The 21361-nt window shown below is 66.2% G+C and carries 18 protein-coding genes; 7 read left to right on the forward strand and 11 right to left on the reverse strand.

All coding sequences use genetic code 11. The annotated features are described in order from the left end of the window. Positions 1 to 19: 19 nt before the first annotated feature. From BCUN_RS11325 to BCUN_RS03030, 6 genes are all read left to right on the forward strand, one after another. Positions 20 to 1012 (forward strand): hypothetical protein, encoded by a 993-nt coding sequence (locus tag BCUN_RS11325; RefSeq protein WP_051920575.1) that lies wholly within the window; start codon positions 20 to 22, stop codon positions 1010 to 1012. Then, complete coding sequence (locus BCUN_RS03010; RefSeq protein WP_033515310.1) at positions 996 to 1490, forward strand: hypothetical protein; 495 nt, start codon at positions 996 to 998, stop codon at positions 1488 to 1490. The genes BCUN_RS11325 and BCUN_RS03010 overlap by 17 nt, the downstream gene beginning before the upstream one ends. 98 nt (positions 1491 to 1588) lie before the next feature. After that, a complete protein-coding gene (locus BCUN_RS03015; protein WP_152598035.1) occupies positions 1589 to 2317 on the forward strand; it encodes an IBR domain-containing protein in 729 nt (242 codons plus the stop codon). Further along, positions 2314 to 2541 (forward strand): hypothetical protein, encoded by a 228-nt coding sequence (locus BCUN_RS03020; RefSeq protein WP_033515306.1) that lies wholly within the window; start codon positions 2314 to 2316, stop codon positions 2539 to 2541. Before BCUN_RS03015 ends, BCUN_RS03020 begins: the two co-directional genes overlap by 4 nt. Before the next feature lies 1 nt (position 2542). Next, positions 2543 to 3451: a DNA adenine methylase gene (locus BCUN_RS03025; RefSeq protein WP_033515304.1), complete on the forward strand. Its 909-nt coding sequence runs from the start codon at positions 2543 to 2545 to the stop codon at positions 3449 to 3451. Continuing rightward, positions 3439 to 3657 (forward strand): hypothetical protein, encoded by a 219-nt coding sequence (locus BCUN_RS03030; protein WP_033515302.1) that lies wholly within the window; start codon positions 3439 to 3441, stop codon positions 3655 to 3657. The genes BCUN_RS03025 and BCUN_RS03030 overlap by 13 nt, the downstream gene beginning before the upstream one ends. 359 nt (positions 3658 to 4016) lie before the next feature. On the opposite strand, the gene BCUN_RS12160 is transcribed toward BCUN_RS03030, so the two are convergent. The 11 genes from BCUN_RS12160 to BCUN_RS03080 form a co-directional block, all read right to left on the reverse strand. Further along, positions 4017 to 4259 (reverse strand): helix-turn-helix domain-containing protein, encoded by a 243-nt coding sequence (locus BCUN_RS12160; RefSeq protein ID WP_156100115.1) that lies wholly within the window; start codon positions 4257 to 4259, stop codon positions 4017 to 4019. Then, the gene (locus BCUN_RS03035) at positions 4243 to 4767 is read right to left on the reverse strand and encodes a hypothetical protein (protein ID WP_033515300.1); all 525 of its coding nucleotides are present in this window, start codon (positions 4765 to 4767) and stop codon (positions 4243 to 4245) included. The genes BCUN_RS12160 and BCUN_RS03035 overlap by 17 nt, the downstream gene beginning before the upstream one ends. A gap of 102 nt (positions 4768 to 4869) precedes the next feature. After that, positions 4870 to 5397 (reverse strand): hypothetical protein, encoded by a 528-nt coding sequence (locus BCUN_RS03040; protein ID WP_152598034.1) that lies wholly within the window; start codon positions 5395 to 5397, stop codon positions 4870 to 4872. 54 nt (positions 5398 to 5451) lie between these two features. Next, complete coding sequence (locus BCUN_RS03045; protein ID WP_034258282.1) at positions 5452 to 6012, reverse strand: zinc ribbon domain-containing protein; 561 nt, start codon at positions 6010 to 6012, stop codon at positions 5452 to 5454. Next, positions 6009 to 6917 carry a hypothetical protein gene (locus tag BCUN_RS03050; RefSeq protein ID WP_156100116.1) on the reverse strand — a complete coding sequence of 303 codons (909 nt, stop codon included), beginning with the start codon at positions 6915 to 6917 and terminating at the stop codon, positions 6009 to 6011. The genes BCUN_RS03045 and BCUN_RS03050 overlap by 4 nt, the downstream gene beginning before the upstream one ends. A 101-nt stretch (positions 6918 to 7018) precedes the next feature. Further along, positions 7019 to 7603, reverse strand: a complete 585-nt coding sequence (locus BCUN_RS03055; RefSeq protein WP_033518747.1) for an IS607 family transposase — start codon at positions 7601 to 7603, stop codon at positions 7019 to 7021. A 51-nt stretch (positions 7604 to 7654) separates the two neighbouring features. After that, the gene (locus BCUN_RS03060) at positions 7655 to 7993 is read right to left on the reverse strand and encodes a hypothetical protein (protein WP_033518725.1); all 339 of its coding nucleotides are present in this window, start codon (positions 7991 to 7993) and stop codon (positions 7655 to 7657) included. A 613-nt stretch (positions 7994 to 8606) separates the two neighbouring features. Then, a complete protein-coding gene (locus BCUN_RS03065) occupies positions 8607 to 9968 on the reverse strand; it encodes an MFS transporter (RefSeq protein WP_033518727.1) in 1362 nt (453 codons plus the stop codon). 175 nt (positions 9969 to 10143) lie between these two features. Beyond that, positions 10144 to 10848 (reverse strand): GNAT family N-acetyltransferase, encoded by a 705-nt coding sequence (locus tag BCUN_RS03070; RefSeq protein WP_051920577.1) that lies wholly within the window; start codon positions 10846 to 10848, stop codon positions 10144 to 10146. A gap of 90 nt (positions 10849 to 10938) precedes the next feature. After that, positions 10939 to 14844 carry an ATP-dependent DNA helicase gene (locus BCUN_RS03075; RefSeq protein ID WP_033517562.1) on the reverse strand — a complete coding sequence of 1302 codons (3906 nt, stop codon included), beginning with the start codon at positions 14842 to 14844 and terminating at the stop codon, positions 10939 to 10941. Between the two features lie 5 nt (positions 14845 to 14849). Further along, positions 14850 to 19082, reverse strand: a complete 4233-nt coding sequence (locus BCUN_RS03080) for a PD-(D/E)XK nuclease family protein (RefSeq protein ID WP_238552294.1) — start codon at positions 19080 to 19082, stop codon at positions 14850 to 14852. A 796-nt stretch (positions 19083 to 19878) separates the two neighbouring features. On the opposite strand from BCUN_RS03080, the gene BCUN_RS03085 reads away from it, so the two are divergent. After that, entirely contained in the window at positions 19879 to 21333 is a 1455-nt protein-coding gene (locus BCUN_RS03085) for a serine/threonine-protein kinase (protein WP_081895490.1), read from the forward strand. Positions 21334 to 21361: the final 28 nt, after the last annotated feature.

Consider the following 21361-nt stretch of genomic DNA (forward strand, 5'->3'; position numbering starts at 1 on the left):
CAGAAAGGAACCTGCTGAAATGAGCAACGGATACGCGCGCCTCAAGAATGATTTCTGGCATAGCCCCAAGATCATGCGCGCACTGGCTGAGAACCCCGCCGCCATCGGCTACTACGTTGCCGGAATCAGCTACGCTTCCGACAACCTCACGGACGGACACCTCAGCGAAACAGCAGTCTGCTATGCCATGCGAGTCCCCGACGAGATTATCGATTGGCTTGAGGATGAAGGCTTCTGGGAATGCCTTGAAGATGGAGGCTGGATGATTCACGGCTACCTGGAACACCAGAACAGTCGGGAGAAAATCGAGCATGCGCGAAAAAAGGACGCGCAACGCAAGCGTGCCACAGGCGACCGTGAAGATGGAATCCGAACGGAATCCGAACGGAATCCGAACGGAATCCGTTCGGACTTAACCCAAAACCCAAAACCCAAAACCCAAAACCCAAGTGATTCTTCTTACGAAGAATCACACACTACGCGCGTGCGCGAGGAAGATGGAATCCGAACGGAATCCGAACGGAATCCGAACGGAATCCGTTCGGACTTAACCCAAAACCCAAAACCCAAAACCCAAAACCCAAGTGATTCTTCTTACGAAGAATCACACACTACGCGCGTGCGCGAGAGCGAAGAAGACAATCCCCTCACCGCCACGGAACAAGGCTACTTCGATCACTTCTGGGACCTGTACCCGAAGAAGCAGGGGAAGCGGGACGCCATGTTTGCGTTCAAACGCGCCCTCAGGCGTGCGCATGGGGCCACCGCGATCATCGCAGGCGTGACCCGTTTCGCCCAAGACCCGAACCGGCCACCAGACGGCGACCGCTACCTACGAAGCCCGAAAAACTGGCTCGAAGGAGACTGCTGGAAAGACACCAACTACACCCCCACGGCCACGCGCACGCCGGCACAACCGTCGAAGCAACAGCAGAACCTTCAGCACAACCTCGACCTCGTGCGCATGGTCGAAGCCCAGGAAAGGGGAGAAGCCATTGCTGAGCTTAAGTGAGACAGCGAAAGTCATCACCATGATCCGCCACCATCACGGCGACGCCACCTTCGACGTGGAGTACGTGAACATGTTCCATGGGGAGCTCGACCCGAAGGTCACGCTTCCCATGGCATTGGAAGCCGTCCGCAGCTTCTACGCCGCCCAGTCGGACAAGTGGATGCAAGCCGCCGACATAAACGCCTACGCGAAACGCATGCGCGACCGCAACCGACCGTCCGAGGCGGCAATCTGTGACGCCATGCAACGCGCGGGCATCACCGGCGTCCGTGAGGAACAAGCCTACCGGCGCGCCGTCAACCAGATGGTTGCGGAAGGAAAAAACGCTCAGGACGCCCTACAGGCCGCGTTCAGCATGCAACCCGATAAGTTCATCACAGCAAACCGGAACGGCCGAATACAACCCCGCCAAAACGTTTTAACAAGGCAACCGACACGACTTCGTGATATACTAGGGGAGGAGAAACCAACGGACTAGGAGGGCCCGCCGAAGTGAACACCGATGTTTGCCGCAACCCCAAATGCTCCCGCCCCACCACGCCACCACACCTCCTCTGCGAACACTGCACCACCACCATGATGGGCGACCTGACCTGGCTCACCCGCAATTTGGACGACCTCGAAAACGGTAGGCTCAACAGGATCAACAACCGAAAACACGACACCGGCCGCACCCCCACAACCGCGTCAGCATCCGCACCGTTACGCGAAGCCGTCCTCGACCTGCTCCACGTGGACCGGGAAGGAAACATCGAAGACACCCTGCACGCATGGGCACGCTGCCTGAACGTACACGTCGGCATGCGCGACAGCCTGGCCACCACCGCGGAACGCATCAGCCGCACACCACGGTTGGACGAACACGCCGCCACCCCCATCTACGCGGCCGAAACCCACACACTGGTACGACGCGCACAAAACCTCATCCGCATGATGGACGAAACACGCATCAAATGGGGCAACTGCCCCAACCCCGACTGCCAGCAGCCCCTCACCGCCCCAGCGGACGCGGAAACCATCGACTGCCCACACTGCCATTGCAAATGGGCGCCACAAATCGTGTGGAAAAGCCGCGACAAGCAACTCAAAACCAGCAAGGCCGAAGGCACCTACGGGGAACTCTCCGCCATCCTCGACAGCCTGGGGTTGAACGTACCCGCCGCCACCATCCGCTCCTGGGCGTACCGAGGCAAACTCAACCAAACCAAAGACACGCATGGCAAACCAACCGGAAAATACCGGCTCGCAGACGCCTACCAGCTCGCAGTACCCAACCACGACCACGAAAAAGAAGACGACGAATGAGCAACGAAGACGGTTCAACCTCTGTAACAGACATCCTCAACGGCACCTATCCGGGGCCGAGCATCACCGTCCTCCCCGACAGCAAAACCGAACTCATGCGGAAGCAGTCCGACGCGCTCAACCGTATCGCAACCGCGCTCGAACGCATCGCAGACGCCTACGAAGAACAAGAAGACGACGCCGACACCAGCCGCGCACTCATGCGCGGCATGCTAGGAGACTAAATTGAAGTATGGGCTGCCCTACCAGGGCTCCAAAAACAGTATCGCACCGTGGGTAGTGGACCATTTGCCCGCAGCGCCCGTCCTCGTGGACATCATGGCGGGCGGCTGCGCCGTCACGCATTGCGCGCTCCTGTCCGGCAAATTCGGCCGTGTCATCGCAAACGACATTTCAGACAGTGCGCTCTTTTTCAAAGAGGTGGCGGAGGGCAGCATGCGCGGATACGCGCACGTACCCACGCGCGAAGAGTTCCACGCCGCGAAGGACGACGACCCGGCCATCGGGCTCCTCTACTCCTTTGCAAGCAATCGTAAAAACTACTTGTGGAGTCGTGCCCTTGAGCCCGTCAAGATCGCCGCGTCCCGCATGCTTACATCCCCCTCATTGCATGAGCGTCGCCGCGCATGGCTCCAATTCGTACGTGAACTCGACAAGTACGTAAAAACGACCAATACCCCACCCTCGAAAGCAATAGAACGCTTGCAACGGCTGCAAGGGCTGGAACGGCTGGAACGGCTGGAAGGACTGGAAGGACTGGAACGGCTGGAACGACTAAACGCGCTCCAAGGCGACTACCAGCAGGTGCCACTCCCACATGATTGCGTAATCTACGCAGACCCGCCCTACAAGGACACTAAATGCGGAAGCTACGACGGCTTCGACCACAACCGATTCACCCAATGGCTCCAAACCGTGGAACCGCTCACCATCATCAGCGAATACACCGCGCCGCCCGACTGCACGCAAATCGCGGAACGCACGAAAACCGTCAAAGCGAACGGATACGCCACCACGAAAACCACGGAACGCCTCTTCGTCCCCAACCACCAAGTCGAAACGTACTATGCGCGGATGAGCGAAGGAACACTCGACTTGGACCAACCAAAGGAAATAATGCCATGGCACGACTGACCGCCGCCAAGCGCCGCCGCCTACGCAAGACAAGCTTCGTCTACCCGTCCCGACGCGCCTACCCCATACAAGACAAAGCCCACGCACGCGCCGCCTTGGCCATGGTCTCCCAACATGGCACACCCGCACAGAAACGCCGAGTTCGCGCCGCAGTCCACAAGAAGTATCCCACCATGCGTATCAGCGGATACAAGCACCGGAAATAACAAAAAGGGCACCCCATGAAGGGAGTGCCCTTTGTCAAGGAAGCTCCGGAACCGAAGCCCCGGAGAGAACTAGGGAAACCCTATCAACTTTCGTTAATCGAAATCCCTCAATGAAGTCCTCGACAGTGATTGACACTGTACCTCAAGAACCATAAACACGCAAGCGCGACACGCCGAACCCCGACAGACTCCCAAACCCGATTCTGTTGCATTCGTATGCACGCCCTGTTGGGCGTAAGAATTAGCTCCCCACGCACGTGGGGATGCCCCTAGTGGATGCACAGCACCCCATAGAGGTAAACGTGCTCCCCAACCTGGTAGGGAAGGGCCGGACAAGGCGGGAAAACCCTGCTCCGGCCCTAATCTTCAGAATTCTTCCCAGTAGGTCCTTCGTTGATTTCTTCCCTGACCGGGCCGAACAATCCGCGAGGATTCCTCACACCCAAAGCGTCCGCGATCCGCTCCACGGTTGCATACGACGCGCGCCGAAGCTCATCATCCGACCTGGTGTAACGCGACACCGACTGCAACGGCAGCCCGCATTTTTCCGCCAGCTTGCCACGGCCACCATCACCAAACCGCCTGTCAATCAGCTCGGCCAAGCGTGTCCGCGTCTTCGCCCCGCCTCTCATCCGACAACACCTCCTTCGCATCATAGAACACGGGAACGGTACGGATGCCTTGAGCCATGAGCGCGTCCATCACCGCCCACTTACGCGCGTTGATCTCCTCAACCGGATACGGCTCCTCCGGGTGAGCCAAATCATAGGCGCCCTGACCGCGATACACGGTCAACGGCACCGGCTCCTCAACCGTACCCGCCGCCACAGCGGCACGCACCACGGCCACACCAGCCGTCACTGACTGCTCAAATAAGGCAAACCTGGCCGCCATCCAGTCATAAACGTCGTCAGGAATAGGCCCATACTTCAAATCAGGCCGCTCATCGCGCACGACCCACAGCTTCGTAACCTCACGGCCCAAATCCTCGGACGCCAGCCTAGCCGTATAGCCCTGGGAGAGATGCAGACGGTTCCGCATCGCAAAAAACTCAGCCTTCCGACGCAACTCCCTAGCCGCGTCAACCTCCGGCTGCTTCCTACCGGTCATTTATTTACCTCCTTGGTTGTTTTGACCCACTCCTAAAAATCGTGGGGCCGGAAACGCCAGGAACAGCATTCCGGCCCCAAACCTTTGTCTTGCCAGCGTCGCCTACTCGGCAGCGTTCAACATCATCTGCGCAATCTCGTCAGCCGCTTCCGCCTCCGACCTGAAACCGCCACACGGCAGAGGGTCCAGGTCCTCAGCATTCGCCGCCTTCCAAATCCACAGGTCAGCACAACACGACTCGACACTAACCGCATCATCCATCGTATACAGCCCCGGCACGCGCGAACCGTTGTGCCGCGCCATAAACCACTTGCCACCGCGGCCACACTGTTCGATGACTTCCCAAAAGCCATCTTCGCCGGACAGGCGGTCCTCCACCAGACGCGCCAAATCCGTCACCGTCGGATAGTTGGCCACGGCACGCTCTGCGGCCGCCCTACGCAGCCACTTCGCCACTTCCCATACGCTGGTGAAATCCTCACTATCCAGCTCAGGGAGGGAACTGTCTACCGGAGCGAAAAACAGCCCTATGTCATCCTTGACGGACTGCGCTTCCACCCAGATGTGCAGCGCGCCGGAATCATCCGCCGCCACGCCGTCGGTCAGGAAAACGCCGTTATCCACGCCCACGGGCGACGGCTTCAACAGGGCGAAACCACCATCCAGGTACCCCTTCAGCAGTAGCTAGTTTTGTACCAAAGCATGGTATTTGCTAGTTCCGTCCGTCTCCCCGTTGGCTGTTGCGGTTCGATGGGCGCCCGGAGCGCCTGTAACGTCCGGGACCGCGCCTTCCATCGGCCTGTTCCAACGGTGTTGGAAGCGTTGGTCGAGTAGTTGGCGGGTGTTGGTGCGCGCCTTGGGGCCCATGTTGTCCGGTTGCTGCCACGAACGTCGTGATTGGATGACACGGGCCGCGTTGATGTCGGCGTGCATGGTTTTGCCGCAGAAACGGCAAGCATATCTGGCTCGGCTGGGCCTGTTGCGTTTACTGGTGTAGCCGCAGCCGGAGCATTCCTGTGACGTGTATTGTGCGGGTACCTGTTCGACTTGGATGCCCGCGCTTTCCTGTATGGATTCGAGTTTGCGCTTCAAGACGGCGCGCCCGGTGCGGGTGATGAGCCGGTTCATGCGCCTGCTCATGCCGCCTCCCCGGAAGTCGAGGCGCTCGACCACGAGCGTCCTGACTTGTTCGGGCCCGTGGGTGAGGGCGAGTCGGTTGATGATGCGCCCTACCTCGTTTTTCACAGTGTCGCGGATGCGCCGGTTGAGGCGTTCGTGTTCCCGGTCGCCTTGCGTTTCAGGCCCCGTTGGGCAAGCCATCGGTCATGGTCCGCCAGTTTCTCGTCGAGTGCGCGCAGCTGCCTGAGCGCCTTGGCGCCGAACAATTGCCCGTCGCTGGAGGCCAAGAGCGCGTCGGCCATGCCGAAGTCCAAGCCGACCGTGCGCCCCTCGGTGCGTGGCGCGGCGTCGGGGATGTCAAGCACCAGATTCATGGTGAAATTCTGTGTTCCCTTGTCGCGGTGCAGTTGCACGACACCGCACATGCCGCCACCCCGTGCCACCGTATCCTCGTAGGCGCGTTCGAAATACGTGTTGGCCAACAGTCCGATTTCGACGGGCTTGCCCTTGGTCAGGGTGCTGGTCTTCACCCACCACGAGATGCGCGGACTGTCCGCGGTTTCGGGACGTTCCGGCTTGGCGATGATGCTGTCCAAGACGAGCGTGTCCACATGCACCATGTCAGGGAACTTGTCGGTTTTCATGGCCTGTTTGACCAGTCGGCGTGCCAGTTTCAACAGGCGCGGCTGAACGTCGAGCATGACCTTGCTCTTGACCTTCATGCCGCACGGCACGAGCACACCGTCCTCGCTGACCTTCCATGGCAGCTGGAATGCGGGTTTCCACCACGCGTGCCACTTGTTGAGGCGCAACAGAACAAGCCGGTCATCGTCCGACAGGGACGAGTCCATGACGAGACGGCGCACGCGCAACTCCAGCAACGCTTGCCATGACAGCAGCTGAGCGCGCACCATGTTGCCCACGCTTTTCATCTGCCGCGCCGACAATCCCCCGACACTCGCCTTGTCTGGCAATGCCACATACAAGGGCAGGTCCGCGCCCTGCTGCAACCGGGCACGCCAGTATGCCATCGTGGCTTTCAACGCACATCGGAACGGCGCGAACAAGGCGTTCAACGCTTCTCTCTTGCCCGCGTTCAGGTCAAGAAGTTCATGCCGGTACGCGCGCTTCATCACGCACTCTCCCCATCGACTGGTGCCTGTAATGCCTTGACGGCATGTTGCACGCGATGCTTCGACCCGCGAAGCCCGTACAGGCGGGCCGTGAACGAATACAGGATACTGGTCATGTCCGCCATCAGGTCGCTTGTATCGTCCTGCGCCTCGTTGGCGACGACCACGTTTCTGCCCTGCCGGGCGAGCAGGACGCGGAACCATTCGAACCCGACACGGGTCAACCGGTCCTTGTGTTCCACGACCAAGGTGCCCCATTCGTCGGATTCCAGCAGGCGCGTGAGCTTGACCCTATGGTCGTTGACGCCGGAACCGACTTCCTTGACGACCTTGACGACCCGGTACCCGGCGGCATTGGCGAATGCGGCCATGCGCTCGGCCTGACGCTCCAAGTCCTCTTTCTGCCGGTTCGTGGACACGCGCGCATACACGGCCGCGTTCCTCAGGTTCTCGACCTTCGGGTCCGGCACGACCACGTGCCCCGTCCCGTCCAAGTATGCGCCGGGAATACGCCCCTTCTTCCACCGCAGGTACGCACCCTTGTAGGTGATACCCTCATTGCGCGCATACTGGGATAATTTCATGGTACCCAGTATACCATAAATAGGTCAGAACATGATAGAATCAGAAAATAGTTACAACACGTCGCCAAGGCGTTCCCCGAGACCGGGAGTACGTACGCGCAGGGCGGCCATCTCCAGTTCGCGGAACAGGTTCTCGATGCCCCGGTCGCGGTCGCTGTCGGCTTCCAGCTGCACCGCCACCATCCGCGCGCACTGCAACAACAGGACCGTCTTGCCCACGCTACGCAGGCCGCCGTATATGCAGCCGCGGTCGATCAGCCCGATCTGCGTACGCAGGATGAGACGCTCCATGTGCTCAAGTTCGCCGTCGCGCCCCACCAAGTCGCGAGGTTGCTTGCCTGCCCCCGGCATGAAAGGATTCAACGCCTGTATGCGTACGCCCTTCTCCATCCGCCCTCCCTGTGTATGACAGCCCAACGTAAAAGTATAGGAAATTATATGCGCTTATACAGGATTCTCACTTCCTGCCCATGGAGCATCGACGAGCCATTCCGTTCACGACGCAAAGTCGGCATATCGAACGACTGCCACAGCTCCTTTCGGTGGGATCGTGGCGGACCGTGCCAACCACGGCAGCCGCCCGCCCCTATCTGCCTTAAGTGCGTAAATTCGGACCAACTCAGAGGTCTATCTGCCTTAAGTGCGGTCGGTTCCTGCCGACCAAAACCAATAAAGGATTGAACAATAGGCGATTTGGTGAAACAATGAAGAAAACATTGCTTCACTCAATAACTTCGTGGTGAGGCGCCCGGAGTCGAACCGCACTTAAGGCAGATAGACCCCCGAGACGGCCCGGATTGCTGCACTTAAGCCAGATAGTTGTGCCAGGGCGCGGCACGCGGCACGAGTGCCGCCGAAACCGGGCACATGGCCAGGATCCATGGCGCACACCACCCAGACGGTGCAAACCGCTGTCCACCGGACCAACGACGCAGGCGGTGCCGGGCACGTCGCCAGCCGCCGAACACGCGTGCAACGCTGCCGGCAGTACACGAGGAAACGCCTACCGCACCTCCGCCTTGGCCTTGCTCGTGAAGACCCACCAGCCAATCAGCGCGAAGGGGATCGCGGCCAGGGTGTAGATCCACGTGGTCATCACGCCGGCGTATGCGTCGACGTGGTCGAGCACGATGCCGCCGAGCAGGGAGCCCAGTGCGGCGCCCACCTGTCCGGCGGTGGTCAGCCAGGACAGGCCCTCGGTCAGCGACTGCTCGGGCACGGTCTCGCGCACGATCAGGTTGCCGGTGGCGAAGATCGGCGAGACCACCAGGCCGGCGAGCAGTTCGACGCCGCCGAGCACGAAGTAGTTGTCCATCGCCATGCGCATGCAGGCGAATCCGACGGTCAGGATCGCCAGGCACGCCAGCAGCCGCCGCCAGTGCGAGCCGCGGTGCTCACGCGAACCGAAATGCAGCGCGCCGATGCACGACCCTACCGCAATCATGGCCAGCTGCAGCCCCAGGAAGGAGTCGAGGCGGTCGTGTTCCATCTTCGCGGTGATGGACACGTCGAAGGTGGTGAAGCTCATGTTGAAGCAGATGAAGGAGAGCATGAGCGGCAGGATGCCCGCGTAGAGCAGCACGTTGCGCGTTTGGCGGCGCGCCGGCCTGGCCAGACCGGCGCTCTTGGCGCGCGACTCGCGCAGCCGCGCGGCGTCGCCGCCGTCGAGTTCGCCGCGTGCCACGCGCAGGGCGAGGTCGTCGTCGGGCACTGCGGAGGTCTCCACCACGTGCAGGACCGGCGGCTCGCTGCGGCGCAGGCTGAAGAAGACGGTGCCGCCGACGGCACAGGCGACGGTGGGCACGAAGAGCTGGGAGACGGGATGCACGCCGGTGGCCAGGGTGGCGGCGAGGATCGGGCCGAAGATGAAGACGATCTCGTCGATGGCCGCCTCCAGCGCGTACGCCGTGTTGAGCAGGTCCATGTTGTCGGTGCGTTCGAGCAGGTAGGTCCACCGGGTGCGCACGAGCGCGCCGAAGCTGAACTGGGTGGCGCCCATGGCGATGGCGAGCACGAAGAGCAGGGCGATGGGCACGCGCGCCAGGGCGGCGAAGGCGAAGACGAGCATGACGGCGACCTGCACGGGCAGCACGACGCGGCCGACGCGTCGCTGGCCGAAGCGGTCGTAGAGACGCGCGTAGAAGGGGGTGACGGCGGCGACCGCGACGATGTACGCGGCGGACATCGACCCGGCGACCGTCCAGTTGTCATACAGGTGGTTGAGGGCGAGGACGATGCCCAGGCTCATCATGCTCATGGGCAGGCGCGCCAGGGCGGCGGAGGCGCAGAATGCCTTGGCGCCGGGCAATGCGAACATGCGCGCGTAGGGAGAACGGTGCTTGACGGTCGGCTTGGACGTGGTCATGGGGAGTCTTGCCTCGGAAAAACAAGGAAGTGGATGGTCGGTTCAAGGATGGCAGGTGGTGTGGATGGATAGTGCGTCTTGCGGTGCCTTGGCGTCCGTCTGCTAGAAATATCACGAAAAAACGAGAGATTTCTAGCAGACGGACGCCAAGGCGCCGCAAGACGCCGTCCTCGTCTCAGCGCAGCTGTGCGGTCTCTCCTCGGTAGATGTACTGGTCGTCCTGGATCTTGGGACTCGTCTCGTCGTCCTCGGGGTGGTCGGCGTGCAGGCGTTCGGCCACGCGTTCCAGGCCCTTGTGGTCGTAGAAGGAGTAGTCGCAGCTCGAGTCGGTGTGCAGGAAGAAGGCATGCACGTCCATCTTCGCGAAGGCCGCGAGCAGCGACTGCCACAGCTCGCGCCCCAGGCCGTGGCCGCGCACGTCGGGGTCGACCATGAACAGTTCGAGCTCCGCCTGCGTGCTCGAGGCGATGTCGGCGTCCTCCTCGAGCATCGTCTCGTTGGGGAAGAAACCATCCTCGAGCATGGCGAGCGCGTCGGCGCCACGCGGGTCGGCCGCGATTTGCGCGCGCACCCGTTCGAGTTCGTCGACGGCCTGCGGGAACTGCTGCGGCTGCCCGTCGATGCGTGCCAGGGTGCAGCCGGCGAAGGTGCCGTCGGGCAGTGCGGCAATGTTGGACCAGCTGGTCAGGGCCACGTAGTGCAGGGTCAGGTAGCGTGCCATGAGCGCGGCCAGGGGCGTGCCGTCGATGTACGGGACCTGTGGCCAGACGCGGTCGAAGCAGTCGGCCATGGCGTCGAGGTCGCTCCAGCGCATGGGCCGGAAGTCGATCCCGCCCCCGATGACCGGCGTGATGTCGTGGGTGTCGATGTCGTTGCTCATGTCGTTGCTCCTCCTTCGTCCGTGGCGCACCGCTCCTTGATCTGCCAGTCTAGCCGCCGCGGGCAGCGGTCGGCCGGCAGCGAAGGAGCGTCAGTCCTCGTCGTCGACCTGCGGGATGCCGGCCTTGAGTTCCTCCATGATCCGCTCCTCGTCCTTGGCGTCGGCATTGACCTGCCGCAGTGCCGGGTCGGCTTCGCTCACGTAGTAGAGCGCTGCGTCGATGCGGTCGAGCGGCATGTCGCGTTCGCGGGCGAGCAGGAGGCGGTAGAAGTCGAGCTGGCGCAGCTTGTCGGCTTTCTCTTCCGGTGTGCGCGGCCGCCGTCCGGTCTTCCAGTCGACGATGGTGAGCCGCCCGGCGTCGTCGGGGTCGTCGAGTCCGCCGGCGAAGACGGCGTCGAGCTTGCCCTGCACGAGGTTGGGGATGCCGTCGATGGCGGCGACGATGGACTGTTCGGCGCTCGCCAGGCGGCGCGCGGCCCATGGCGAGTCGATGAGGCGCGCCTTCCAGGTGGCCAGCCGGCGTTCCTGGCGGCCGTGCGCGTCGGCGAGTTCCCGTTCGGCGTCGGCGGCCATGGCGGCGCGCGTGGTGGGGCTGCCGGGCTGTCCGGCGGTGAGGTAGCGTTCGGCCCATGCGTGCAGGCGGGTGCCGTCGAGTGCGGCCGGGGACGACAGTTGCGGGATGGGTCGCAGGATGCCGCGGATGATGTCGCGCTGGCGGCGTGCGCCGTGCTCGCCGGCGGCGCTGGCATTGGCCTGCAGGGTGGTGGCGTTGAGGCGTTGGCCGGAGAGGATGCGTGCGGCGCGCTCGCGCAGCATGGCGTCGACGCCGTGTTCGTCCATGCCGGGCAGCGGCCCCAGGTCAGTGTCGTCGGCGATGAGGGCGGCGTGGGCGCTCAGGGGCCCGGCGGCCGTGGCCGGGAGGGCGCCGTCGTCGATGGCGGCGGTGACGGCGTCGACGGACCGGCGCAGCCGTGCGCGCAGCGGCCCGCTCAGGGCGAAGGGCCAGGGCAGGCGTCCTTGGTCGTCGGGGTCGTCGAGCGTGGCGTTCCACGCGTCGCCGACGACGGCGTCCAGCCAGTCCTGCGCGTCGTCGCCGACGAAGAAGCCCTGCGGCAGGTCGGCGCCGAGGGCGGCGAGGGTGTCGCCCTCCCCTGTCGGCTCGGCGGCGGGCTGCACATTGCTGGGCACGCGCGCCAGGGTGGCTTCGTGGGACATGGCTTCCTCGACTTCGCTCCAGAAGTTCGACGTCGAGGTGCTGCGGGAGGCGATGCGCTCGTCGAGGGGGTTGCGCACGAGGGCGTTGCGCCGGCTCGTGGTGAGCAGTGCGGCGTGGCGTGCGCGCGTCAACGCCACGTACATGAGCCGCCGCTCGTCGGCGTGCAGCCGCCTGCCGTACTCCTCGCGCTGGGTCAGGTCCCAGCTGTCCGCATCCGCCTGGTCGGCGTCGCCGCGGGCGAGCATGAGGTCGCGCAGCGTGCCGGAGACCTCGTCGTCAAGGGCCATGGGGTCGTCGAGCACATCGAGTGCCTCGATGGGGTCGGCACCGGCGGGCGCGTCGTGCGGGAAGCGCGGCAGGATGTCCGCGTCGATGCGGATGGGTGCGGGCACGGCGGTGGGGTCGGTCAGCCACGTGTCGGCCTCTTCGCGGTAGTCGGGGGCGTGCCAGGAGCCGTCGGCGCCGAAGGCCTGGTCACGGTCGCGGTCGACTGCCTCCACGCTCAGCTTGTCGCCGGTGTTGGAGGGGAAGATGCCGGCGCGCAGCGCGGGGATGGCCACGACGTTCCATTCCAGCCCCTTGGCCTGGTGCACGGTCATGAGCATCACGTCCACGGGCGTATCCGGGGAGACGGGCTGGGTCTCCTCGATGTCGCCCATGCGCGCCATCCACGCCAGGTAGCCGCGCAGGGTGGGCGCCTGCGCGGTGGCGATCTCCTGCACGTAGGTGTCCACGGTGGCGGCGAGCGCCTCCATGGGCGCACGCACGATGGCCGGGTCGGCGGTGCCGTCGGCGCGGTGCAGCGCGGTGGCGAGCATCATGTCGATGTCGAGGCCGAGCGCCTCGACTGCGGCGCGCGCCACCTGGCCGAGCGGCTGGTAGGCGGCGTGCTGCACGAGGCGCAGCACGCGGGCTGCCCGGGCGATGCCGTGGCGGCCCTGCGGGCTGATGGCGGTGTTCCTCATGAGGCCGTCGAGGTCGTCGTCGAGCAGGACGTCGGCGACGAAGACGGCGTTGGGCACTTGGCGGCTGTGGTCGCGTACCGCCTGGCGTTGCGCGGCGAGGTCGGCGTCGGGGTCGTCGGCGACGCCTGCCTCGAGCAGCGCGCGGTAGCGGTATTCGGTGTTGAGCCGGTCGGCGAGGCGGGCGAGCGCGGCGAGGTCCTGCACGCCGACGCCGTAGCGCGGCGTGGCGAGCAGGCGCAGCAGTGCGGCGGTGTCGGCGTGGTCTGCGACGACGCGCAGCACGGCGAGCGTGTCGATGATCTCGGGGCGTTCGACGAGGGCGGAGATGCCGACGGCGCAGGTGCTCATGCCGGCCTGTTCGAGGGCGTCCTGGTAGTCACCCATCGACTTCTTGCTGCGGAAGAGCACGGCCGCGTAGGGCGGTTTGCCAGCGGCCCCCTCCCCTGCCTTCCGTGCGTCGTGCACGGCCTTGGCGATGAAGCGCACGACGCCGTCGACCTCCTGGCCTTGCGTGTCGTAGCCGAGCACGCCGAGGGTGCCTTCCTCCCGGCTGTCCGGGGCCATGCTCAGCGGGTCGACGTCGACTTCGCTCAGGCGGGCGCTGGTGGGGCGCGGCGGGCGGCGGCGCAACACCTGGGTGAGGTCGTTGGCGGCGTCGAGGATGACGCGTGCGTTGCGCCTGGTGGCGGTGATGGGGTACGGCTTGGCGTCCCCGTCCATGGCGAAGTCGCGTTTGAACATGGTGAAGGCGCCGGGGCTGGCGCCGCGCCACGCGTAGATCGACTGGAAGGGGTCGCCGACGGCGTTGACGGCGCTGCGTTCGCCGGCGCCGACGTGGAAGAGGCGGGCGAGCAGGGCGGCCTGCGTGGTGGAGGTGTCCTGGTATTCGTCGAGCAGCACGTGCGTGTAGCGGCGGCGGTAGCGTGCGCCGATGGATGGGAATCGGGTGACCAGCTGGTAGGCGGCGACGGTGAAGTCGGAGAATTCGGCCATGTGCCGGGCGTGCTTCTCCTCCTGGAAGCGGGCGACGAGGTCGAGCAGCAGTTCGCGCCGGCGCACGGCGTCGCGCATGGCGGCCACGTCCCAGGCGGGCATGAGGCGTTCGTATTCCTCGATGGCCGCCATGCGCTTGGCGTCCCTGGCGTTCATGGTGCCGTTCTTGTTGTACTTGGGCGGTGCGAAGTTCCTCGGTGCCGCGGGCTTTTCGTCGGGTACCTCGATGCCGTCGAGCATGGCGTCGATGCGCGCGGCGAAGCGTGCGTCCCAGGCGCGGATGCGTGCGATGGCCTGCTCCATGTCCTCGCAGCCGGGGCCGATCATGGAGTTGGCGATGTGCTCGGAGAGGGCCAGCACCTGGGAGACGACGGTGCCGAAGGATCCCATGTCGAGTTCGGAGTCGACCAGGAGGCGCAGGTTGGCGCCGACGACGTCCGCGGCGAGCTGCGCGGCGCCGGCGGCGCTCAGCGGCTGCACCTGCTGGTCGAAGCCGACGAGCAGCCCGTACTGGCGCACGATCGACTGGAAGAAGGCGTCGTAGGTGAGCACGTCGGGTTTCATGAAGGCGCCGGCCGCGTCGCCGCGCTGCGCGGCGACGGCGCCGGAGACGCGGGAGAGCAGTTCGGCGGCGGCCTTCCTGGTGAAGGTCAGGCCGAGGATGCGTTCGGGGGCGACGCCGTCGGCGATGAGCTGGATGATGCGCCGCGTCATGGTGAAGGTCTTGCCCGAGCCTGCGCCGGCGACGACGAGGACGTCGGCCCCGGCGTCCGCCTCGATGATGGCACGCTGTTCGGCGCTGGGAGTGGGGGTCTTGGCCATGGCGGTCATCCTTCCGTCGTTTCGTACACGGTGGCGGCGCGCCCCTTGCACGCCGGGCACAGGTCCGCGGTGCGGCACTGGGCGAGGTGCGCCTGGGTGGGGTGGGCGACGAGCAGTTCGGCGCGGGAAGCGGCCGCGGTGTAGAAGATGCGGGCGATCATGGCGATCGCCCACGGCGCCAGCGTGCCGCGCAGGGACACGAAGTCCGCCCACGCCTGCGGGTCGACGTCCGCGGGCGGCTCGGCGGGCAGCGCGAAGTCGGCGACCTTATCGAGGCCCTTCACGTTCGCGCGCTGTGTGAAGGGGTGCGCGTTGATGGAGCCGTCGCGGAACAGCGGCTCCTGGAAGTAGGGTTCGGCGGCGGCGCCGCTCTTGGTGGCGGGCTTGCTGCTGGCGCGCACCTGGAAGAGGTCGCTCTGCGCGATGTCCGGCATGGCCTCCACGGCCGCCGTGCCGCGCAGGCCGGTGCCCTCGGGGAAGGCGAGCGCCAGCTGGTAGCACACGAGCTGCAGGTCGTTGAAGTATTCGGCGCCGGTGTACGTGCCGCCGGTGGTCTTGTAGTCGATGATGCGCACGGTGGCCGAACCGTCCGCCAGGGTGCGCTGTTCGAGGCGGTCCATGCGGCCGGTGAGACGGACGGACAGGTCGGGGCGCATGGTGTCGGGCCAGCCGCCGACGAGGGCGCCCATGATGCCCATCATGTCCTGCACGTCCACGGGGCGGATGCCGTCGATGGCGTTGTAGGCGGCGGTGATGTCCGCCAGGTCGAAGCGTGCGGTGAAGGCCACCTCGGCCTGGGCGTCCGCGAGGGTGCCGATCTCGTATTCGCCGGTGCTGCCCACGTCGTAGCGGCCGGGCAGGTTGGAGTCCACGAAGTAGGAGGCGATGCGGCCCAGGATCTCGGCGGTCTCGGCGTCGCGGTCCAGGGCGCGGTAGCGTTCCTCGGCGTCCTCGAGGCCCTCCGGGTCGGGCCGCATGGCCAGGTAGCGTTCGGTCATGAGGTCGGTCACCTGCGCCACGCGGGCGTCGCGGTCGAGGTCGGCGAGGAAGTCGGCGCGGTCCCAGCCTTCCTCGGTGGCCGCCTGGGCGACGTCATGGATGATGGAACCGTAGTCGGTGGCCACGGAGGCGCGTTGGGGGCCGGCGAACTGCTGTTCCATGCGTGCGCACACCGGGCATCCCCACAGGCGGTCCACCTGGGAGGGCGAGAGGGTGACGGTGGGCGGCCCGTAGGGGTCGCCGTAGCGCGGTCGGGCGTCGTCGTGCGCCGGTCCCTCCCCTGCCGGGCCGTGGTGGGCGTGGGCGCCGTGGCGCGCCGTGGCGACCGGGGCATCCGCGGCGGACGCGCCCACGGGTGTGGGTTCCAGGAAGGGCCAGTTGCGCGGGTCGGCGTCCTCGAAGCCGGCGTGGGCGAGCATGGCGAGCGTGTCGACGGCGTCGCGCGCCTCGGCGGATCCGGCTTCGTGTTCCGCCAGGGCGATGCGGGCCAGGGCGATCAGGCCGCGCGCGTCCACGTCCAGTCCCTGTCGGTCGGTCCCGTCGTCCTCGCTGCCTCGGTCGTCGCCGTCGCGCATGCCGAGGGTGGCGTAGGTGCGGGTGAGCGGGTCGGCGTCGCAGGCCCGGTCGAAGTGTTCGGGCAGGTAGGCGTAGAGGAAGTCGGAGGGTGCGGCGTCGTCGTTGAGGGCGGCGCTCACGACCACCCGGTCGGTGGCACGGGTGAGGGCCACCAGGAAGCTCTTCTGCTCGGTGGCCAGCAGCCGCTGCATGGCGGGGTCGCCGTGGCCGGCGGCCGCGTCGCGCTGTTCGTCGAGCATGCCGGTCAGGAGGATGTCCACGAGGTCCTCGCCGCCGAACATGGTGTTGCGGGCCGCCAGGTTCGGCCAAGTGCCTTCCTGCACGCCGGGCATCCACACTTGCCGGAAGCGGTGTCCGACGGCGCCGGCGGGCGTGGCCAGCGTGACCGCGTCGTCCACGGGCGCCAAGCGCGCCAGGGAGTCCGCCTCGACCTGCAGTTGGCGCACCTGGTCGATGAACGTGCCGATGGTGGGTGCCACGCCGTCGCCGCTGGCGTATTCGAACAGGCGCATCGCCGTGTCGAGCCGGTCGTTGGCGGCGCGGCCGGCGGGCGTGTTGAACAGGGCGTCGCGTTGCCAGCGGCGTGCCACGTCGCAGCTGATCCAGGCGGCCTCGAGCGCGAACTGCGGGGCGTCGGATTCGAGCCTGCGCAGCCGCCCGGCCAGGTCGTCAACCGTCTCCCACAGGTGCCGGAAGCGTTGCGCCGGCTCGCCGCGGCGCGAACTGCGCTCCCGGTCGGTGCCGCAGATGCCGGCGACCGCGTCGAGCACCGCCTGGCTGCCGTCCCGGGCGAGCATGAGGTAGAGCGCGTCGATGCCGAAGTCCAGGTCGTCGCCGTCGTCGCCCAGGATTTCCACGCCGCTGGCTTCGCGGCGCGCCGCGTGCGCCTGGCGCACCCGCTCGCGCAGCTGTTCCCAGGACGCGGTCAGGCCACGCAACCCGTGGCCCTCCTCCTCGCCGTCGCGGTCGTCCTCGACGACGGCCGCGAGCGCCTGCAGGGCGCGCAGGGCGGCATCGACGGGTTCCATGTTGAGCGGCTGCGGCAGTTCGTTGCCGCGGCTGCGTGCCAGCAGGGGGCTGTGTACGATCATCGTCACGCGCGAACGCACGAAGGCGGCCGCCGTGGCCAGGTCCATGGAGCGGCGTTCGAGGCCGTCGTTGCGCAGCTGGGCGAGTTCGATGAGCGCGAAGAGGGCCTGCACGAAGGGTTCCTGCGCCAGGGGGCGGGTCACCGACGAGTAGCGCACCGGCACGCCGGCGTCGCGCAGGCGTTCGCCGGTGCGTCGGATGGCGTCGTTGTCGTGCATGATGACGGCCATGTCGTTCCAGCGCAGTCCCTGCTGCAGGTGCGCGGTCTTGACCTGCCAGAGCACGTTCTCGAGTTCCTCGGAAGCCGAACGGTACAGCAGGCCGGCCACGGTGCCGTCCCTGCGCCGCGGGTCGCCCTCTCCCAGCGCGCACACCGGCCAGGCCCCGGGCAGTGCGGGCAGCTTGCCGGGGCGGGCGGCCAAAGGGGTGTCGGTGTCCTCGGTGGAGGCGATGGACAGCGAGACGCGGGCGGCCAAGGTGTCCAGGAAGGTCGGGTCGGCGTGCTCCGCCGCGTCCAGGCGCGCCTCCCGGGCGTGCATGGCCGTGCGCGCGTGCGCGAACAGGTAGTCGGGGTGCGAGCCGCGGAAGGACTGCACGGATTCGTCCGGGTTGCCCACGAGCAACAGGCGCGTGCCGCGTACCTGGAGCGCCTCGAGGAAGGACAGGCCGGCGAGGGTGGCGTCCTGGAAGTCATCGACGACCACCAGGCGCGGCAGGTCCGTCGCCTCGAGTCCGCGCGCGGCCTGGGCGCCGGCGACCTGCAGGTAGGAGGAGTCCAGCCGGTACTCGCCCGGGTAAGCGCGGGCGATGGACGCGATGTATTCGCGGCGCAGCGCGAAGGCGAGGCGCCATTGGATGCGCAGGCGCTCACCGGACGGCCCCGCATCGGCCACGGCGTCCAGGACGGCCGTCTCGCGCTCGCCGGTGGCGCCCGCCTCGTCCATGCGGGCGAGCATGTCGCGCAGCTGGGCGGTGAAGGCGGGGCTGATGCCCTCCTCAAGCAGGCCCTGGCTGGTGGCGGGCGTCTCGCCGTCCTGCGGGGCGTCCTGCCAGTCGTCCGCCACGTAGCGCATCCAGCGTTCGTTGGCGAAGTAGTCGCGCAGCAGCCGGCAGGTGGAGCAGTCGTCGCCGGCGCGCACGTGTGCCAGGTGCACGGCAAGCACGCGTCGCAGCAGTGCGTCCTGTTCGGCGCCGTTGAGCAGCTTGGGCAGCGGCGCGTCCTCGCGTGCTCGCTGCGCGGTCACCAGGCGGAAGGCCAGCGCGCTGAGGGTGGTGGCCGGGCGCGCCTGCGTGCTTACGCCCGCATGGCGGATCAGGGCGGGCGCGTAGTCGTCCGCCAAGGTGCGGTTGGGTACGGCCAGCACCACCGCGTCGGCGCCGAAGGCGTCCATGCCGCGCTGCGCCGCGCCAATCGCCAGCGTCGTCTTGCCCGCCCCCGGCGCGCCCGTCACCAGCGTGGCCGCACCGTCGGCTTCGGCGTCCTGCGACACCAGCCGCGTGCATGCCGGATCGTCCAGGAGGCGCCTGACGTTCTCCGCCTGCCGTTCCTGAGTGCCCATCCCTGCCTCGTTCACCGTGCACCCCTTCCATCGCGCCGCACACATGGCCCTCCATTCTAGCGCCGTCTGACGTGGGTTCGAGAAATCTCTCGTTTTTCCGTGACTTTCCCAGGATGCGGGCCGCGTCCTGGGAAAGTCACGGAAAAACGAGAGATTTTCAGGGCGGACTTACACTACGGTTGTCGTGGCGGTTGCCCGCGGACAGGTGGACGCGCAGGCGTGGACGGAACGTCATGAAAGGCACGACCCCCTGTCGCCAGGTTTCGGCTTGACAGCCCCGAACAACAAGAACCGTGCCCGTCCTTGTGCCCCGAGTTTTCCCGAGCCGGCCCCGAAAACCCGGCCGGTGCAAGTCCGCCGTGCAAATGCCACGAACAACGAGCGAACCCCACGACGAATCCTTACGGAAACCTACCCGATTCCGTAATGTTTCGCCGTTCCAGCCCCTCGTCACGACGAATTTATACGGGAACCTGCCGGGTTCCGTAAGGATTTGCCGCCCAGGCCCCTCATCACGACAAATCCTTACGGAAAACTGCCCAGTTCCGTACGGATTCGCCGTTCCAGCCCCCTCATCACGACAAAACCGTACACGGATTTGCGCCACAACCCGGACAAATCCACCGACCACCTCACGCGCCTTAAACACCACGAGACAACGAGGGATTCCCCAAACCCCACCGTGAGCAATGTATTGCATGTTCTGCATACGGTGTCATACAATCACGGTGGGGCTTGGGCACGGCGCGCCGGACGGGACGCGACCCAGCTTCGCACCCACGATGACGGCACGAAGGCATGGGGGACCTGCATGGCAGCACCACAGCAATACACGCCCGGCGAGCACGCGCACACACGCCGGCCCATCCCCGGCGGCGCCACACGGCCGCCGGTCAGCCCGCCGCAGCTCGACGGCTACACGTACATATCCGTGCTGGGCGAAGGCACCACCGCCGCCGTCTTCCTCTACCTGCAGCACGGCACCGACCGCCAGGTCGCCGTCAAGGTCAGCCGCGGCCGCCTCGACCCCAAGGCCGGCGCACGCTTCCGCACCGAGGCGAACTTCATGGCGCAGCTGAGCGCCCACCCCTTCATCCTGTCCATCCACGAGACCGGCGTCACCCGCGACGGCCGCAGCTTCATCGTCTTCGAATACGCCACCCAGGGCAACATGAAGGACCTGCTGCGCACCCGCACCTACTCCGTCGACGAGACCCTCGACATGGGCATCAACCTGGCCAGCGCCCTGTACACGGCGCACCGCGCCGGCATCGTGCACCGCGACATCAAGACCAGCAACATTCTCATCACCTCGCAAGGCCTGCCCGCGCTCGCCGACTTCGGCATCGCCGCCACCGTCTACGACCACCGCTCCACCGGCTACTCGCTGCCCTGGGCGCCGCCGGAGGTGCTGCGCTCGCAGGGCGGCGGCGATGAACGCAGCGACATCTACTCGCTGGCCGCCACCCTCTACGCGATGCTCGCCGGCAAGTCGCCCTACGAATACGGCTACCGGCCGCGTACCCAGCAGGAACTGGCCACGGCGATCATGACCAAGCCGCTGCCCGCCATCAACCGCGCCGACGTCCCCGCACAGGTCGAACGCGTCCTGGCGAAGGCGCTCGCGAAGAACCCGGAGGACCGCCACTACTCCGCCCTCGAGTTCGCCTACGCGCTCCAGGAGGCGCAGCAGGAGGCCTGCGGGCACGCCACGCCCGTCACCGTGGAGGGCGCCGACCGTTTCTCGCGCTCCCTGGCCAGGCTCAGGACGAAGACGGCGGCCGGCGTCGGCCCCGCACCGGCCGCCGACGGCACGTCGCGGCGCGCCGTCGCGATCGGCGTGGGCGTCGTGGCGGCGCTCGCCGCCCTGGCCGCCGTCTTCGCGCTGCTCGTCCTGCCGAACCTCGACCGCTCGACCTCGCGCGACGCGCTCGTCGTCAACCCGCAGGCCGGCGGCACGACCGGACAGGACGACGCGGGCGGCGTCACCGGCGAGGACAGCGTGCCCGCACCCGTCGGCCTGACCGGCACCATTCGTGGAGATTCCGCAACATTCGACTGGAAGAACCCCGACCCGCAGCCCGGCGACATGTACAGTTGGAAGCTCATCGACGGGGAGGACGCAGGCGGGGCGGGCACCACCACGAGAGACACGACCGTCACCATCCCCGCACAGACCGGCGCGCAGACCTGCATCCAGGTGAGCATCGTGCGCGCCGACCGCAGCATGTCCACCACGCCGGCGACCGTGTGCGCGACACGCTGACCACGAGGGTACGAGGAAAGAGAAGCAA

This window comes from Bifidobacterium cuniculi (assembly GCF_000741575.1).
GTDB classification, from domain to species: Bacteria; Actinomycetota; Actinomycetes; order Actinomycetales; family Bifidobacteriaceae; genus Bifidobacterium; species Bifidobacterium cuniculi.

Coding starts and splice junctions, on each gene's coding strand:
- BCUN_RS11325 (WP_051920575.1), top strand. CDS start 20: ATGAGCAACGGATACGCGCGCCTCAAGAATGATTTCTGGCATAGCCCC.
- BCUN_RS03015 (WP_152598035.1), top strand. CDS start 1,589: ATGATGGGCGACCTGACCTGGCTCACCCGCAATTTGGACGACCTCGAA.
- BCUN_RS03020 (WP_033515306.1), top strand. CDS start 2,314: ATGAGCAACGAAGACGGTTCAACCTCTGTAACAGACATCCTCAACGGC.
- BCUN_RS03030 (WP_033515302.1), top strand. CDS start 3,439: ATGGCACGACTGACCGCCGCCAAGCGCCGCCGCCTACGCAAGACAAGC.
- BCUN_RS03035 (WP_033515300.1), bottom strand. CDS start 4,767: ATGACCGGTAGGAAGCAGCCGGAGGTTGACGCGGCTAGGGAGTTGCGT.
- BCUN_RS03050 (WP_156100116.1), bottom strand. CDS start 6,917: ATGGCATACTGGCGTGCCCGGTTGCAGCAGGGCGCGGACCTGCCCTTG.
- BCUN_RS03055 (WP_033518747.1), bottom strand. CDS start 7,603: ATGAAATTATCCCAGTATGCGCGCAATGAGGGTATCACCTACAAGGGT.
- BCUN_RS03060 (WP_033518725.1), bottom strand. CDS start 7,993: ATGGAGAAGGGCGTACGCATACAGGCGTTGAATCCTTTCATGCCGGGG.
- BCUN_RS03065 (WP_033518727.1), bottom strand. CDS start 9,968: ATGACCACGTCCAAGCCGACCGTCAAGCACCGTTCTCCCTACGCGCGC.
- BCUN_RS03070 (WP_051920577.1), bottom strand. CDS start 10,848: ATGAGCAACGACATCGACACCCACGACATCACGCCGGTCATCGGGGGC.
- BCUN_RS03075 (WP_033517562.1), bottom strand. CDS start 14,844: ATGGCCAAGACCCCCACTCCCAGCGCCGAACAGCGTGCCATCATCGAG.
- BCUN_RS03085 (WP_081895490.1), top strand. CDS start 19,879: ATGGCAGCACCACAGCAATACACGCCCGGCGAGCACGCGCACACACGC.